This window comes from Pedobacter kyonggii (assembly GCF_004310665.1).
Classification (GTDB): Bacteria; Bacteroidota; Bacteroidia; order Sphingobacteriales; family Sphingobacteriaceae; genus Pedobacter; species Pedobacter kyonggii.
Genome location: NZ_SIXF01000004.1, coordinates 151,812 through 167,163, shown reverse-complemented (window position 1 = coordinate 167,163; position 15,352 = coordinate 151,812). Strand labels below are relative to the sequence as shown.

Annotated in this window: 14 protein-coding genes; 1 reads left to right on the top strand and 13 read right to left on the bottom strand. The window is 40.3% G+C overall.

Features of this window, described 5'->3' with window-relative positions; all coding sequences use genetic code 11:
* The first annotated feature begins 14 nt into the window (after positions 1-14).
* Positions 15-680, top strand: a complete 666-nt coding sequence (locus EYS08_RS06450; protein ID WP_131029236.1) for an NAD-dependent epimerase/dehydratase family protein — start codon at positions 15-17, stop codon at positions 678-680.
* On the opposite strand, the gene EYS08_RS26290 is transcribed toward EYS08_RS06450, so the two are convergent.
* The 13 genes from EYS08_RS26290 to EYS08_RS06385 form a co-directional block, all read right to left on the bottom strand.
* Positions 639-761 carry a molybdopterin-dependent oxidoreductase gene (locus EYS08_RS26290; RefSeq protein ID WP_244215880.1) on the bottom strand — a complete coding sequence of 41 codons (123 nt, stop codon included), beginning with the start codon at positions 759-761 and terminating at the stop codon, positions 639-641. The two genes, EYS08_RS06450 and EYS08_RS26290, sit on opposite strands and share 42 nt — an antisense overlap.
* A gap of 321 nt (positions 762-1,082) precedes the next feature.
* Positions 1,083-1,370 carry a hypothetical protein gene (locus EYS08_RS06440; protein ID WP_131029235.1) on the bottom strand — a complete coding sequence of 96 codons (288 nt, stop codon included), beginning with the start codon at positions 1,368-1,370 and terminating at the stop codon, positions 1,083-1,085.
* A 10-nt stretch (positions 1,371-1,380) separates the two neighbouring features.
* Positions 1,381-1,980: a sigma-70 family RNA polymerase sigma factor gene (locus EYS08_RS06435; protein ID WP_131029234.1), complete on the bottom strand. Its 600-nt coding sequence runs from the start codon at positions 1,978-1,980 to the stop codon at positions 1,381-1,383.
* Positions 1,981-2,206: 226 nt separating this feature from the next.
* A complete protein-coding gene (locus tag EYS08_RS06430; RefSeq protein WP_131029233.1) occupies positions 2,207-3,172 on the bottom strand; it encodes an alpha/beta fold hydrolase in 966 nt (321 codons plus the stop codon).
* Between the two features lie 504 nt (positions 3,173-3,676).
* The gene (locus EYS08_RS26620) at positions 3,677-3,922 is read right to left on the bottom strand and encodes a thiamine pyrophosphate-binding protein (RefSeq protein ID WP_394343107.1); all 246 of its coding nucleotides are present in this window, start codon (positions 3,920-3,922) and stop codon (positions 3,677-3,679) included.
* 184 nt (positions 3,923-4,106) lie between these two features.
* Entirely contained in the window at positions 4,107-5,528 is a 1,422-nt protein-coding gene (locus EYS08_RS06420; protein WP_131029232.1) for an arylsulfatase B, read from the bottom strand.
* A 122-nt stretch (positions 5,529-5,650) separates the two neighbouring features.
* Positions 5,651-7,348 (bottom strand): arylsulfatase, encoded by a 1,698-nt coding sequence (locus EYS08_RS06415; protein ID WP_131029231.1) that lies wholly within the window; start codon positions 7,346-7,348, stop codon positions 5,651-5,653.
* Between the two features lie 29 nt (positions 7,349-7,377).
* Positions 7,378-8,574: a cellulase family glycosylhydrolase gene (locus tag EYS08_RS06410; RefSeq protein WP_131029230.1), complete on the bottom strand. Its 1,197-nt coding sequence runs from the start codon at positions 8,572-8,574 to the stop codon at positions 7,378-7,380.
* Between the two features lie 9 nt (positions 8,575-8,583).
* Positions 8,584-9,945, bottom strand: a complete 1,362-nt coding sequence (locus tag EYS08_RS06405; RefSeq protein WP_131029229.1) for a sulfatase family protein — start codon at positions 9,943-9,945, stop codon at positions 8,584-8,586.
* 1 nt (position 9,946) lies between these two features.
* Entirely contained in the window at positions 9,947-11,383 is a 1,437-nt protein-coding gene (locus EYS08_RS06400) for a sulfatase family protein (protein WP_165456392.1), read from the bottom strand.
* A gap of 1 nt (position 11,384) precedes the next feature.
* Positions 11,385-12,764 carry a sulfatase family protein gene (locus EYS08_RS06395; protein ID WP_131029227.1) on the bottom strand — a complete coding sequence of 460 codons (1,380 nt, stop codon included), beginning with the start codon at positions 12,762-12,764 and terminating at the stop codon, positions 11,385-11,387.
* A 17-nt stretch (positions 12,765-12,781) separates the two neighbouring features.
* Positions 12,782-13,474, bottom strand: a complete 693-nt coding sequence (locus tag EYS08_RS06390) for a DUF3823 domain-containing protein (protein WP_131029226.1) — start codon at positions 13,472-13,474, stop codon at positions 12,782-12,784.
* Between the two features lie 10 nt (positions 13,475-13,484).
* Positions 13,485-15,350 (bottom strand): RagB/SusD family nutrient uptake outer membrane protein, encoded by a 1,866-nt coding sequence (locus tag EYS08_RS06385; RefSeq protein ID WP_131029225.1) that lies wholly within the window; start codon positions 15,348-15,350, stop codon positions 13,485-13,487.
* Positions 15,351-15,352: the final 2 nt, after the last annotated feature.

The following is a 15,352-nucleotide window of genomic DNA, read 5'->3' as shown; positions in this document are numbered from 1 at the left end:
TATGTAATGAAATAATGAAAATAATAATTACAGGAGCTACAGGGATGATCGGGGAAGGAATTTTGCTGGCCTCTCTTGATCATCCCGATATTACCGTAGTATTGATGGTAAATAGAAGAGCTTCTTCATTAAAACATCCCAAACTCTCTGAACTGATCGTAAAAGATTTTACAGATATGGCCGCCCAGAAAAACCAACTAACTGGCTATGATGGCTGTTTCTTTTGCGCGGGCACTAGTTCCTTTGGTATGAACGAGGATAAATACAACCAAATCACTTTTTATACTACTATAATGTTTGCAAAGCAACTTGCTGGTTTCAATCCAGATATGGTTTTCTTTTACTTATCTGGAGTATATGCAGATAGTTCGGAAAATGGAAAAATAATGTGGGCAAGGATTAAAGGCAAAACAGAGAACGCATTAAATAAGCTACATTTTAAAGTGGCTTACAGCTTTCGTCCAGGGTTTATTACTCCTTTGAAAACACAAAAAAATGTAAGGTGGATTTATAAAGGACTTAAGCTTATTTATCCTTTTGTTTTTCCTAATCAAACCTTAACATATGATAAAATTGTAAGTGCTTTAATTCGAACGCTGACACTTGGATATCACAAAAATGTTTTAGAAATAAAAGATTTAAAATTTATTGCTAAACAGGCTATTTCCAATCCTTTTTAAATTCTTAATTCCATATTTTACTGGTATGATTAGCCTTAAAGGGGCGCCGTGCTCGACTAATAAAGGCTTTCCGTTTTTCATAAGCCAGTATTGGCTGAGGGTGAATGGCGCTCCCCATTTCCAGCCCCACATAGTATTGGCCATTGGGCGTTTCAAGTCCCATATATTTCTGTTTAAAACACCGTTTTCAGCCTTAATCGTTTCCTGCCTTTCCCTTAGCGTTCTGGCATCTCCGTTCCAGGAAAAGGGCAAGATGGAAAAAGACAAAATGAAAAAAATGAAAATGGATTCGGCCAAGCACAGTAAAATGACTAACGACAAGATGGTTATCAACAGGAATACAAATAATGGATGTATTCTATTGCGCAGGGAAAATTCCATAGCCAATCTTTATTTTGCTGATCAATTTTTGTTCAGGCGGCTATTGATGCGTTTTTGCATCCGCTCTTTAAATTTTTCGTCCAGCTTCAGCGTATTGGAATCCGCATTCACCAGCTTCCTGGCCATTTGATTGATCACCGCGCTCTGCCGCATGAAAGTGACACAAATTGCACATCCGGTCAGGTGGATTTTTAGTTCCAGTTTCTCCCTTAACGTAATTTTGCCTATTTGCTGCTTCTCTATCAAATAGGTCGCCTTACGGCAGTTGTATGCAATCTTTTTTATTTCTGTTTCTGTTAGTTCTTTCATCTGTTCGTGCTTAAATCCAGTTTTTTTGGAGGCATGACCTTAGGTTTACTTTAGCCCTGTGAATAATGACCCAAAAATTTGATGAGCTGATCTTGAGTTCACTGCAGATCAGCTCGGTGGTCTCTTCATCTATATGCTTCATAGAGAAAACTGATAGCCAGAGCGCAGGCAGCTTATCCATGCAAGCCTTCAATATTCTTTCAAACTCTTTATTTTCCAGCGCATCGGAGGTTTCTATGCCGAGCTTAGCCGGTCTGTGCTGATCATTCCAATGGCCATCGTTCTGGTCAAAAAAATCCTCGTCCGATCTTTCTATATCCGCTTGAATGATCTCTTTACTGAGTCCCGACGACCTGGAGCGGTAAACGTCAACGATTTTATTTTTTAAGATAGCCGTTAGCCAGGTTTTCTCAGAACTCCTGCCTTCAAACTTTTCCTGGCGTTCCAGTGCTGCAAGGAAAGTTTCCTGCACCAGGTCCTGCGCCTGCTCCTGATCATTGATGCGGAAGACCGCATAAGAGAAAAGATAGTCGGCATACTTGTTTACCCAACTGTGCGGGTCGATGGCATTTTTGTCAATAGTATCAAACTCAGGATCTTTTTGTAACATATCTAAATATAAGGTTCTGTTTGGTCATCTCATCCCACATTTCTGTCGCATTCTTTTTGACCCCTTAGTCGTAACAGCCCGTCAATCCTTACAAAGTATTTTGTATTTTTTTGTAAGGAATTGACGCCGCTTTGCAATCGGAAAATTTTAGTGGGTGCTAAACTCTCGAGTGGCGCTCTGTGAGGTTTTTCACCGAGCCGTTTACCCGATTGATGCTGGTCTCTACTTAGTTGTTCTTCAAGAAGTTCAGGATAAGTATGGCAACCTCTCTTCCTTTTTCTTCAACAGCAAAATGTCCTGCATCCAGTAAGTGTAATTCGGCATTTGGAAGATCTCTTAAATATGCTTTGGCCCCTTCTGAAATAAATTTCATATCCTTTTCACCCCATGCAATTAAAGTTTTTGGTTGATTATTTCTTAGCAGCTCTTGCCAATAGGGATAACTCAGCAAATTATTGTAATAGTCCTGAAATAATTGCACTTGAATTTTTTTATCAGCATCCGACTGCAAAAAGTATAAATCATGAACCCATGCATCGGGTGATTGTATATCATACCTTGAGGAGTCAATATCAAATAAATATTGCTTGTTGATAATGGCTTCTTTTGACATCAAACCAAACAAAAAATCAATTTTAGATTTCGAAGAATCATCATGTGCGGATTTGAAGAACAATTGTCTATCAGCCGTGAGTCCCTCTAAATAAGCATTTGCATTTTGAACGATAAGATGAGTAATACGCTTAGGCTTCATAGCATACATTCTGTATCCTACAGGAGCACCAAAATCTTGCATATACATTACATAGTCTTTAACTCCAATGCTGTCAAGTAGTGTGTTCGTAAAGTTGGCCAATGTATCAAATGTATACTTCACATTATTGGGATTAAGCCTGTCACTAAATCCTGACCCTATGTTGTCGGGCGCTATAACGTGGTACTGAGTTGCCAACATTGGAATAAGATTTCTATAGGTATGAGAAGATGATGGAAATCCATGTAGCAGAACAATCGTCGGTCTGTTTTTGTCTCCCGCTTCTCTATAAAACATGCGTAAACCTTTCACATACTGGTAGCGATAATTTGTTTGAGGTGGGAAATCATATTTGGTAGATTGTGCTTTAACAGTTTTAATATTGCAAAAACCGATGATCAAGAAGAATATTATCATCAAAGGTGTTCTCATAATCATTAAATTTAGTTTAAAATGGGAGGCTTGGATGCTACACTTGCAGCCAATATTTAGGGCCAGCCAAATATTACATTGCTTAGTCGGGCGCTTAATGGAATCCTTACAAAAAAAAGCAAAAAGCCTGTAAACCTTGTGTCTCAGATATGATATGCCCGGGCCGTCAAATCAATACTGATCAGCCCTTTGGGAACGATTTTTAATCTACTAACAGGAGGCTTCCTGACATTCGACGTATCCTGGTTAGATTTTGTTAACCGGTCAGCTTACAATCGCTATAAACCCGCTGTAAGATTTCGGGGAACCTTAAAGTTGCAGCGATCCAGGTTAATGCTTCGATCGCTGCCGGTAAAATAACATTTTGCCTATGCTGCAAATGTGCCGTGATAGTACGATAATCAGCAAACCTGGTGTCGACCACTGTTTCCAGTATTTGAAGATCGTAATCAGTTCTTTCAAAAGAAGTGCCTTTTTGCTATCCGATGATCTCCATAACAGGCTGATGGTCTAGCCTCGCATCATACAGCCGTTGTGCGGATGTATGGCCCCAGCCCCCGAGGTTGCCATGTATACGCCCACTTCACCAGTGAACCTGGCATGTCCGCAGGCCATAAAAGCGGCCATCTCCTCATGACGGGGCTGTATAAAACGAATGGACTGGTTTCTGTTCATCGTACCCAGCAGTCCATTGATACCATCCCCAGTATAGCTGAATATTTTCTCAATTGCCCAGGCGCTGTAGTATAAAATCACTTACATTCATCAGTCAATCCCGTTAACAGGTTTTTCAAAAGGTTCACTAAACTATTAACAGCTGAAATTGCATTTGGCTTTGTATTAAAACAACATCAAAGCGCACTATCATGTATGATGTTATCAGCAGGGTGAGTGGTTATTTCATGGCCTATTTTATATCAATTCCAACCTTTCACTGATTTCATTTTTCAACTTTCCATTCTTTAGGGGCGACAAATCCTTTTTTACCCACATCGAAGTTAGCAACTTCTGCTGTGGCCTTAATCGCATTAAATGGTGCTAAATCTTTTTTTAATAATTGGTAAGTACTGGTGTATTGGTCTTTTACATCGTTCTTTTCACTAACATCCCTGTCGATTTGAAAAAGTACATCAGATTTTAGTTTCATGCCAGAATTTTGATCCAGTTTTTCCAATATTTTCCAATTCCTATTTACCAAAACGCCATCTCCCAAAAAGAGATTACGATTGATAAAAGATTGCTTTTGTTTTAACACTGGAAGAACATTGATCCCGTCGAGCGGATTTTTGGGTTTTTCCATAACATCGGCAGCAGCCAAAATCGTAGGAAAAACATCGACAAAACCTGTAACTTGCTCGCTTTTCCAGCCACCCTTAAAAACTTGTGGCCATCTTATAATCGCTGGAGCTCTAACACCACCTTCCCATTGGGTAAACTTAGATCCGCGTAAAATACCGCTTGAACCAGCCTCATTTGGTGCATAACCGTTATCACTTTGGAATAGTACGATGGTATTCTGATCAATTTTGAGGTCGTTCAAGGTTTTTAATATTCTCCCAATATTAGCATCTAAATTACTGACCATAGCCGCATAGGTTTGTTGCTTGGTATTACCCCTTCCCTCATCGCCTTCTTTACCGCCATTCGGGAAACTTGGTTTGGTAGCATCGTAACCGAAACGCTTTAAATCATCCTCTTTGGCCTGCAGTGGACCGTGGGGTGCATTAAAAGCAATATAAAGGAAGAAAGGAGATTCTTTGTGATATGATCTGATGTTTTTAATAGCCTCATCAGCAATGAGATCAGTAGAATATCCGACATCATAACTGGAATTAAAATCATTGTGCCAATCCAGTTCGCCCTCCCGCTTATGCGTAAAATAATCAATAGCACCATTTAAATGGCCATAAAAATGGGTAAAGCCCCTGTTTAGTGGATGATATTTTAAGGAAACATGACCAAGATGCCATTTTCCGAGTATGGCCCTGTTTTTATAACCTGCTGCTTTAAGCATTTCTGGCAGAAAAACCTCATCGGTGCTCACCCCAAAATCAGACCAGGGAGGAATAACCGTTTTCCTTAATCCGAAACGATCCGGATATCTGCCAGTAAGCAAGCCAGCCCTTGTTGGCGAACAAACAGCTGCTGTATAAAATCTATTTAGTTCTACCCCTTGTTTTGCCAGTCGATCAATATTTGGCGTAGGGATGTTTCCACCATGATAGCCTACATCTCCCCAACCCAAATCATCAACGAGAATAATGATGATATTTGGCTTTTTATTTGATTGTGCCGTAGACTCTCTCAAGGAAAAGCCCAGTACTGACAAAATAATAAGTGTACCTGCTAAATACTTTTTCATTTTAAAGCTGTTATAGAATTAAATGGGTTACTGCAGTAGGAAACCATCAAATAAAGTCATCTGCTTGCATTTTTTAGTTTAGATACAAACAGGTGGGGTTTTAGATCGCTAAATCCTATTTATTATTTTGAAGGTTTTGGAAGCACATGGTGTTTGCTTGCCCAATCGTCCCACATGGCACTCAAAGTTTTCACCTTATCAGGATATTGCGCTGCCAGATCATTCAACTCACTTTTATCAGTAGCCAGGTTATAAAGCTGCCATTTTTTGCTAGGTCCAGCTACAACAAGTTTCCAATCTGCCAAGCGGACATATTTGCTGCCTTCGTGCTCATTAAACAGTGCCTGATGTGATGCCGCTTTCTGACCAGAAAATACCCCAGCCAGGCTTACACCCTCCAAAGGTGTTATGGCGTTGCCATTAAATTCTTTTGGATAGCTTACACCAGCCATATCTATAAATGTTGCCATAAAATCCATTACGTGGCCAACATGACCTGTTTTACTACCTTTGTTTTTAATGCCAGCTGGCCAGGATACGATCATTGGTGTATGAATACCGCCCTCCAAGGATTGTGATTTCCATAATCTGAATGGTGTATTGGCCACATTTGCCCAAGCCGGACCGATAGAAAAAAATGTGGTTTGTGCTCCAGGCATTACCGTTTTATCTGTTGCATAAGAAATCTCCCGTCCATCACGGGTTTGGCCTGGCCTATCAAAGCCTGGTCCATATTTATCAGAAAGTTCTGCACTGGCACCATTATCGCTCAAAAAAACGAATACGGTATTATTCATTTCCCCAGTTTCTTCCAAGGCTTTTATCACCCTTCCCAACCCCCTGTCCATACGATCGATCATGGCTGCATGAACCGCCATTGCTCTTGCATCCCACTCTTTATTTGGATTATCTGCCCAACTTAGCTGAGCGGGATGACGAGGCGAAAGTTTAACTTTATTGGGATCAATTAAACCTAAACTGACCATTTTTTTGTATCTGTTTTCCCTGATCACCTCCCAACCCACTTTATAGGTATCTTTATATCTTTCAATATCTTCTTCAGGCGCTTGTATTGGCCAATGCGGCGCATTATGGGCGATATATAAGAAAAAAGGCTGATCTCCTTTACTAAACTCCCTGATGTATCCCGCAGCCTTATCGTTGATTGCATCAGTGTGGTAATAATTTTTTGGTACACTTGTAACCGGTTTATTGCCTTCTACCAAGCTAAAAGGGTCATAAAAATCTATCACGCCCCAAATGGTTCCATAGAATTTTTCAAACCCGCGACTGGTTGGATATTGATCTGCAGGCGAAAACAACGGGTGCTCTGCCTGGTGGTTCAACCACTTCATTTGATCGTCCTTATTTTGCTGGGTTATGGTATTAGATATATGCCACTTGCCAGCCATTGCAGTACGGTAACCAGATTGTTTAAGTACTTCGGCTATTGTTACGGTGTTTTTTCCCAGATATCCTCTATACCCAGTATCATTCTGAGGTGTAGTCATATCGCCTATACCCGCATCATGGTTATATAAACCACTTAATAAGGAAGCTCTGGTAGGGCAACATCTACTCACATTATAAAATTCGGTAAACTGCATGCCCTGTTTAGCAATGCGATCTAAGTTTGGGGTATTGATTTCTCCACCATAGCATCCCAAATCAGAGTAACCAAGATCATCAGCCATCACCAGTACAAAGTTTGGTTTTTTGTGTGCTTTTTTTTGAGCAGATACATCTTTTGGTGATGCTATCACAAAGCTAGCCAAAAGCCCAGAAACAATTAGCAAATTTTTATTAACGCTTATTTTCATCTTTCAAATAATATATGGCAAAATACTTTCTATCTTGTTCTCTGTGTTAATTCTTTAAAAATATCGATCTCTTTCTGATCGAAAGGGGTTCCATCTGTGCGATACAAATCATGGAACCAAAGTTTTGGTTCTGGAAAAGGTTCACCTGGTTTAACCACTTTACCTTCATCACGCCTCTGGTTGACACTGATATTCTTTCCGTTTTCTCTTCTGCTAAACCATGGCCAAACCGTACCGCTTTTACCAGAAACAAAACCCCAGTTTACTGCACCCACATTATATTTTTTTAATATTGGTAAACAGCCCGCTACGCTACTTTCTTGTGTTCTGGCAAGCCATTCGGTCATAATAATCGGGCGTCCATCGGCTTGATAATTTTTGATTACACGCTCTAGCACTTCTGGTTTTTCGTAACTATGCACAGAGAGTACATCGGCATTTATTCTATTGATTTTGACATTCATTTCGCCTAAACTTCCTTTTGCAGTTCCGGTAATCGGTTGCGATGGATTAATTTCACGTGCCCAAAGCCAAGATTGATATAGCAATTTATTCGATTTATCGCCGATACTTGATGCTTTATCTGCACCATCGAGATTATTCCCTCTCCCTGGTTCGTTATAAAGTTCCCACATCAAAACTCTTTTATCATTTTTAAAATGTTTAATGGTTTCCTGCACATAACCCTTTAAGTTGGCAATCTCTTTTGGTGTAGCTCTATCTTCAGAAAACCTTAGCGCTAAATCCCTGGCAGGAGAATTTACCCAGCCCGAATTGTGGTAACCCGTTACGGGCAAAGGCTGCTCGCCAAGTGTTGGATTAGGGAAGTGACAATCATCAAAAAACACAAAAAATGGGGTGATCCGATGTTTAGCGGCTATGTTTAAAAACTCATCCATTCGCTTATAAAGACCAGCCTTATCTGATGCCCAAACCATATCATGCAAAAATACCCGCATGGTGTTCATACCTGTTTCCTTCGCCCATCCAAATTCTTTATCAATTGTTTTCGGATCCCAGGTAGAAGCCTGCCACATCTCTATTTGGTTAATTGCTGTAGCGGGTAAATAATTGGCTCCAACCAGCCAAGGCTGCCTGGCATACCATTGGTTCGCTTTTTCTTTAGACCATTGTCCGTTTACGGGCTTTGTGTAGTCAACTTCCTGCGCATTCAATTTCAGTGCGCAAATAAACAAGGCAAAAAAGCCTACTATAAAATGTTTCATATCTTTTGATTAGTTTTTGAGTTTAGGCAGCGACTTCCACCAGGCACTCAGTTCAGTTTTTAATTGATTGGTTATTTTAGCTTGTTTGGCGCTTAGCTCAGTAGTTTCATTTTTATCTTTCACAATGTTATAAAGTTGCACATCCGAGCCATCACTATTCATCAGCAGTTTCCATTCTCCAGCGCGCACTGCCAGATTTGGACTTCTATTGGGTTTGGCAGGATATTTAAAAGCAATATCATTTCGGCCATACTCCCAAAACATATTTTTTTTCCTCAATGATGATTTTCCAGCGAAAACCTTACTTCGGTCTAATCCATCGCCCTGATAGTTTGCAGGTAACTTTACCCCGGCCATATTGGCCAATGATGGCAAAAGATCTATCGCATTTACCTCCGAGCCTGCATCTATTTTTCCCTGGGGAATATGCCCTGGCCAACTTATTAAAAATGGCATTCTGGTTCCACCCTCATATAAAGAAAGTTTAGTACCCCTTAAACCGCCGGTTCGGCTTCCTTTAAAACTCGGTAACGGCCCATTATCGCTGGTGAAGATGATGATGGTATTTTTGTCTTCACCCATTTTTCGCAAACCATCCATCAATTTACCAACTTGTTTATCAAGCGCTTTCAATACCAATTTAAAAGCCTGTTCAGACTCATGACCCAATGGAAATTGGCCTGTATATTCATCTCCAACATTGGGTACCCATGGCGTATGAACATCATCTGGCCAAAGATTTACAAAACGGGGCTTATCTTTATTTTCTTTAAAGAACTGGAGTGTTTTATCAACAAAATATTTTGTTCTATCCCAACGCTTTATACTGTCTTTATCAGACCAGATCCAGTTTGTAGCAGTCAACAATGGGTCTGGCTCAGGACTTTCGTATGTACTTGCATGGGCATCGTAACCATATTTTTCAAAAATCGGTGCATCTTTCACATCTCTTCCTCCACCCATGTGCCATTTGCCAAAATGACCAGTTGCATACCCTGCAGATTGGAAAATCCGGGCTATAGATGGTGCTTCAGGATTTAAGTAATCTGCTTGTTGTGCATTTTTATTGTGCTTTTTATTATCGAGATAAGTGCTAAAATTCCACCTTCCGGGGTACATACCCGTGAGCAGGCTAGTTCTGGATGGCGAACAAATTGGTGCACCACTGTAATATTGGTTAAGCATTAAACCACTTTTAGCCAAACGATCTATGTTGGGTGTAAGCACAAAGTTTCCGCCAAAGGTGCTTACATCGCTAAAACCCATATCATCAACAAGAATGATAATGATATTTGGTTTTTTATTTTGAGCAAAAGCTGTATAGCTAAATACTAGGAAGCAAAAGGCAGATAATAACTTTAAATATTTCATATTAATCTTTTGGTTGATGTTTCGGCTGACGGTTCAGTGCGTCCATTTCTGTGGCCAGGCCTTTATCGTTTTGTTGTTTCATAAAAGCAGCCAATTTAGATGAAAGCTCACTTTTTATTGTTTTAAACTTTGGATCTGCTGCCAGGTTGTGCAGATTAAATGGATCTTTTATTACATCATATAGCTCTTCTTTTGGTCTCTTTTGGTAGGCAGTTGCCCGGGTTGGATTTTTCTCCATCCAAGATTTGAACAATGCAGAATTGATAACTGTATTTTTGAAAACTCCTTCATAGTTCAAGTTCTCGATATAAAGGAAATTGATGCTTCTTACTGATCTCATGCCATAAGCATTGCTGCCTTGAATAATTCCGCGGGTGGTATGCTCACCAAAAACATAATCTCTCTGATGATCGGTTTCGCCAAGCAGAACCTTCTCAAAACTAGCGCCATCAAAACCACTATTACCGTTTCCATCTTTAACGCCTGTATTTATTTTTGCAGGGTCGCCACCAGCTAAATCGATCATTGTTGGGGTAATATCGGCATATTGTAACATGGCTGGGTTGCGTGTTCCAGGTTTAATCTTCCCTGGCCAGCGCACAATAAACCCCGAACGAAGGCCTTGATCGTAAAGCGTCCATTTTGAAAATGGAAAAGAATTACCTTGCTCGGTTGCAAACATAATAACGGTGTTTTCCTGATCTCCGGATCGCTCTACAATATCTAAACAAACACCAACCAAACTATCCAGGTAGGTAATTTCAGCAAAATATTTAGCCATTTGTTTACGGGTTAATTTGGTATCAACCATGTTTGGGTTCAGCTTAATCTTTTCTGGGTTGTATGCCTGCTGATTGCCACGGTTCCAAGGCTCATGAGGTTGGTTACTTGCAAACATTAAAAAATAGGGCTTATTAGCCGATTTTTTGATGTAATCTTCAGCCTTTAAAAGATCAACATCTTTTCCCTGACCATTATCGCCATCTCTACCTCCCAAAAATTCAAATGGATAGGCAGATTCTGGTGCGTAGTGCTTTTTTCCAATAATTGCAGTGCGATAGCCAAGCGCTTGAAGATAAGTAGGTAAAGTTTTAATTCCATCGTAGATCATTGTATGATTAGGGTAAGCTCCATTTCTTACAGGGCCTAAACCAGTTAGTAACGATTGCCTGGTTGGCGAACATACCGGAACCATATTGAACATATTATCCAGGCACACCCCTTCGCTAGCCAAACGTTTAAGGTTGGGTGTATACACCTGTTTACTTCCAAAAGGCGCTATATCGTACATCGTAAGATCATCAGCCATTATTAAGATAATGTTTGGTTTTTGATCACCTTGTTTTGGCTTTTGATCTGCCATACTGAATGCAAGCATACTTAAAACAACCAAGGCCGGGCATACTCCCGTTATTAAAAGTTTAAGGAGGCTATTCATATTAATTTTGTTTTGCATAAACCCGATCAACAGAAGCGCCATCATCGTGTTGTTGCTTCATCCAAGCTGTTAACGCCGTGCTGAAGGTATCAATTTGCTTTTTATAAGCCGGATTTTTAGCCAGATTATTAAGTTCGTAAGGATCTTTATCAGTATCGTAAAATTCAATTGCTGGTCTGTTTTTGATGCGATTTACTAAAATTTTCGCTTCCTGATTTACTTCGGCTTTATCGTTCCATGATTTCCACACGCCTAAATCTCCAGGCCCATTATACCATTTTATAGCATAGGTTTTTTCGGGGCTTAGGTTTAATACGAGTTTATAACGTTCATTTCTAATGCTTCTCATTGGGTAAGCAGGTCCTTCCGGGATATTATTGTAAATGCCATAAGCGTATTTCCGAGCGGTTTTCGAGGTTGCTTTTAATACCGGGAGAAAACTTTTACCATCCAGCGAATCGATGGGCTTTCCGCCAGCGATATCAATTAGTGTTGGTGTAATATCCTCATATTGTATAATGGCATCAGTTACCTTATTGGGTTTAATTTGCTCAGGCCACCTCACAATCATCGAACTTTTTTGGCCGAGGTCCCAACAATTCCACTTTCCACCGGCAAATTGAGGTCCTTGTTCGCCCAAAAACATAAAAATGGTGTTTTTATCCTGACCGGTTTTCTTCAACATGGCCATTACATCACCCACCTGATTGTCAAGGCGCCGGATCTCTGCCAAATAACTGCAATAAGCTTTTCGGGTTTCTTTAGTATCCACCATGCTTGGGGGCAAAATCAATTTATCTGCCTCAAATTCCGTTGGATCACCCTGATCCCAGGGTTTATGCGGATTGATACTCATGATGAAAAGACAAAAAGGTTTTTGAGGATTAGAAACGTATTTTTCAACATCCTCCAATGTATATTCATCATTGCTTGAAACACAGCTTGGTTGGAAACCTGCTAAAATTTCAAACGGAAAACTTGTTCTTGGCCGTGTGCTATGGTCTTTTCCGGTTAATGCTACCTGATAGCCCAAATCGCCAAGATAATGGCCAATACTTTTCATATTCTTGTAAACAGGCTTATGATTTTGAAAGGAACCATGCCGCATGGGATAAAGGCCTGTAAAAAGTGATGCACGGGTAGGCACACAGGTGGCATGAGAAGCATATATTTTGTTGAATTTCAAACCTTCGCCCGCAAGCTGGTCTATGTTTTTAGTCTGAATATTTTTTCCACCGTAACAGCTCAACTGCCTGCTATCCAAATCATCGGCCATAATGATCACCACATTTGGTCTGGCTTTCGGCGTAGATTGCGCCTTCGACTTTAAGGCAAGTAGGGAAAATACAACTAGGGTGATGCTAAAAATGATCTTTTTCATAGGCTATCGTGTTTTAACTAAGATTTTACGGGAAATACATTTGAATAAAGTAACTCAGGCACACCTACCACTTTCACAGCAATCCGGGCATAAAGAAATGGCGTGGTTGTTAACGGAGAAACGGCCAGGTTTTGGCTAAGCAAAATGGGTTGCAATAAATTTAAGCCAGTTCCAACCTTGGTACTCAAAGGGTCGGTTGGATTGGGAACCAGTTTGGTCGGATCATCAACAATTGTTGTTTTTCCTAATATAAGCGAGATACGCTCCAATTGTCTACCAGCTACATTATTAACCAACAAACAGGAAGATTTGACCACGTTGTTTTCCACCACAAAACTGACATTGTTAATAGAGAAATAAGGCCTAACCTGTACATCAATGGATGTACTGCCATTTACAGATACATCTATTGTGGTACTAGCAGCTTCCCATGGACCATTACCAGCAACCTGCACCAATTTATAATCGCCATCGAATAACATCGACGAAAATGTTCCATCCTGCTTTACATTCACATTTATTGGTGTTACGGTCTCAAATCCTGGCTGGGTAAGTTGCAATACGCTGATGCCCTGTCGAATACCAACTGGTTTTCCCTCAAAAAGAATTCTTCCGTTTAATTCAGATTTTGGTGGTTCATAATTATCATACTCACAACTTGATAAGCCGATAGCTAAAAAAATAATAATACTATAAATTAGTTGTTTCATATCTAAAAAATTAGTGATAAGGATTTCTTACGATTAAAGAGTTGGCATTAATTACATTTTGAGGGACCGAAGAATAATAGTTACCTAGCCTGAACAATCTTGGTTGGGTAAATCTCGGAGCCACCCGTTTTACAAATACATATTTGTTGTGTTTTGTTGGGTCTGATGGCCTAACCACCCGGTATGGCCATAATGCATTAATTAATGTATTTGGAGCCTGCCTGTTTCCATTATAAACTTCATGGGCAATCCTCCAACGTTTTAAATCCCAGTAACGTTGCTCTTCAAATGCCATTTCCACTTGAAATTCTTTTCTGATAATATCATTGGTTAGTGTTTGCAGGCTATTTGCCGGAAAGCCTGCTCTTTCCCGTACCTGATTTACATATCCTAAAGCGTCAGAGGTCCTGCCAAGTTCGAAGGCAGCTTCAGTTGCATTGAGTAAAATGCCTCCAAACCGGTACCTGATCCACCAAATATCACTTCCTTGGCCAGATTGACCTGATCCAACCCTCGAATCGACATATTTACGCATATAAAAACCTGTATTGGTAACATTTGCAGCATTAGGCAAGGGTCCATCGGCCGCAACCAAAATTCCGCCATCGGCAAAAACACTTCCCAAATCAGGCGAGGTACGCATCACATATTGGTTGGTTGCAGTGTTCCATTCCATCACGCCAGCCTGGATGTCGATCCGTTTGCCCCGAAAGGTAGATCCTGGGGTAATGATACTCCCAAACATGCGGTTGTCTTTACCTAAAAAAACATCCTCAGGTCGGGTATGATAAATGTAATCAGAACCGTTTGGCGTTTGAATTTTAAGAGCGCCATTGGTACCATCCAGATAGTCGAAAGCTTCAACCAAATTTAATGAAGGCGTTACCCCTGCTGCCCCTGTAGCATTTTCCCGCAGCGATCGCGGAATATTCTCTACCGTATAATCGTGATATTTTCCATCCAGGGTATAATCTTGAGCCCAAATCACTTCACGGTTATTCGTTTTTTTGGTAAACAGATCATAAAAATTTTGTGCCTTATCTGGATTCTCGTTATACAAAACAAATTGTTTGCTGTCTATGATCTCTTTTGATGCATCCAAAGATTTCTGGTAATATTCCTGAGCACGACTTGCCGGAATACCCACTTCAGCACCAGGCAAAACGATAGGATCCGTCATTAAATTATTATATTTTGCAATGGATGCTGCATATAACATGGCCTGAGATTTCAAAGCCAGAACGGTCCACTTGTTGGCCCTGGTTTTGCTGCTTGCAGTTAAAGGTAGTTGATCTTTGATGGCATCCAACTCTGCGGCAATAAAATCATAAATACCTGCTTCAGTGCTTCTAGGTACTTTTAAGGCATCAACATCTGGCGATCCATCGTACTGAAAGGTGTTGGTAACCAGTGGTACGCCCCCCATGCTTCTTACAAGCAAAAAATAAATGTAAGCCCTGATAAATCGTCCCTCCGCCAACAAATGTTTTCGATCGGCATCTTGCATGGCAGCTGATTTATTGAGGTTTTCCAGAAAAAGGTTTATATCCCGAATCAGATCATAAGACCATAGCTGTTTATCGGTATAAGGATAGTTGACCCGCGTGTTACGGGCATTGTTAGCGCCAAGCCCACCAGACCACATTGCCTCTTCAAGATCGGTTGGAGATAATTTTCCTCCTTCTAATCCTCCGGTCGGTTGTAAACGATTATAAATGTTCGCAAGTACAGATACTGCAAGTTTAGGATCACTCCACACCTGCTCATCCAGTAATACATCCGTAGGCTTACGGTCAAGAAATTTTTTGCATCCAGATATCTGAACCAAAGTGGCTGTGCAAAGGGTATATATGATTAGTTTTTTAAATTGTTTCATTT

Coding starts and splice junctions, on each gene's coding strand:
- EYS08_RS06450 (WP_131029236.1), top strand. CDS start 15: ATGAAAATAATAATTACAGGAGCTACAGGGATGATCGGGGAAGGAATT.
- EYS08_RS26290 (WP_244215880.1), bottom strand. CDS start 761: ATGAAAAACGGAAAGCCTTTATTAGTCGAGCACGGCGCCCCTTTAAGG.
- EYS08_RS06440 (WP_131029235.1), bottom strand. CDS start 1,370: ATGAAAGAACTAACAGAAACAGAAATAAAAAAGATTGCATACAACTGC.
- EYS08_RS06435 (WP_131029234.1), bottom strand. CDS start 1,980: ATGTTACAAAAAGATCCTGAGTTTGATACTATTGACAAAAATGCCATC.
- EYS08_RS06430 (WP_131029233.1), bottom strand. CDS start 3,172: ATGATTATGAGAACACCTTTGATGATAATATTCTTCTTGATCATCGGT.
- EYS08_RS06420 (WP_131029232.1), bottom strand. CDS start 5,528: ATGAAAAAGTATTTAGCAGGTACACTTATTATTTTGTCAGTACTGGGC.
- EYS08_RS06415 (WP_131029231.1), bottom strand. CDS start 7,348: ATGAAAATAAGCGTTAATAAAAATTTGCTAATTGTTTCTGGGCTTTTG.
- EYS08_RS06410 (WP_131029230.1), bottom strand. CDS start 8,574: ATGAAACATTTTATAGTAGGCTTTTTTGCCTTGTTTATTTGCGCACTG.
- EYS08_RS06405 (WP_131029229.1), bottom strand. CDS start 9,945: ATGAAATATTTAAAGTTATTATCTGCCTTTTGCTTCCTAGTATTTAGC.
- EYS08_RS06400 (WP_165456392.1), bottom strand. CDS start 11,383: ATGAATAGCCTCCTTAAACTTTTAATAACGGGAGTATGCCCGGCCTTG.
- EYS08_RS06395 (WP_131029227.1), bottom strand. CDS start 12,764: ATGAAAAAGATCATTTTTAGCATCACCCTAGTTGTATTTTCCCTACTT.
- EYS08_RS06390 (WP_131029226.1), bottom strand. CDS start 13,474: ATGAAACAACTAATTTATAGTATTATTATTTTTTTAGCTATCGGCTTA.
- EYS08_RS06385 (WP_131029225.1), bottom strand. CDS start 15,350: ATGAAACAATTTAAAAAACTAATCATATATACCCTTTGCACAGCCACT.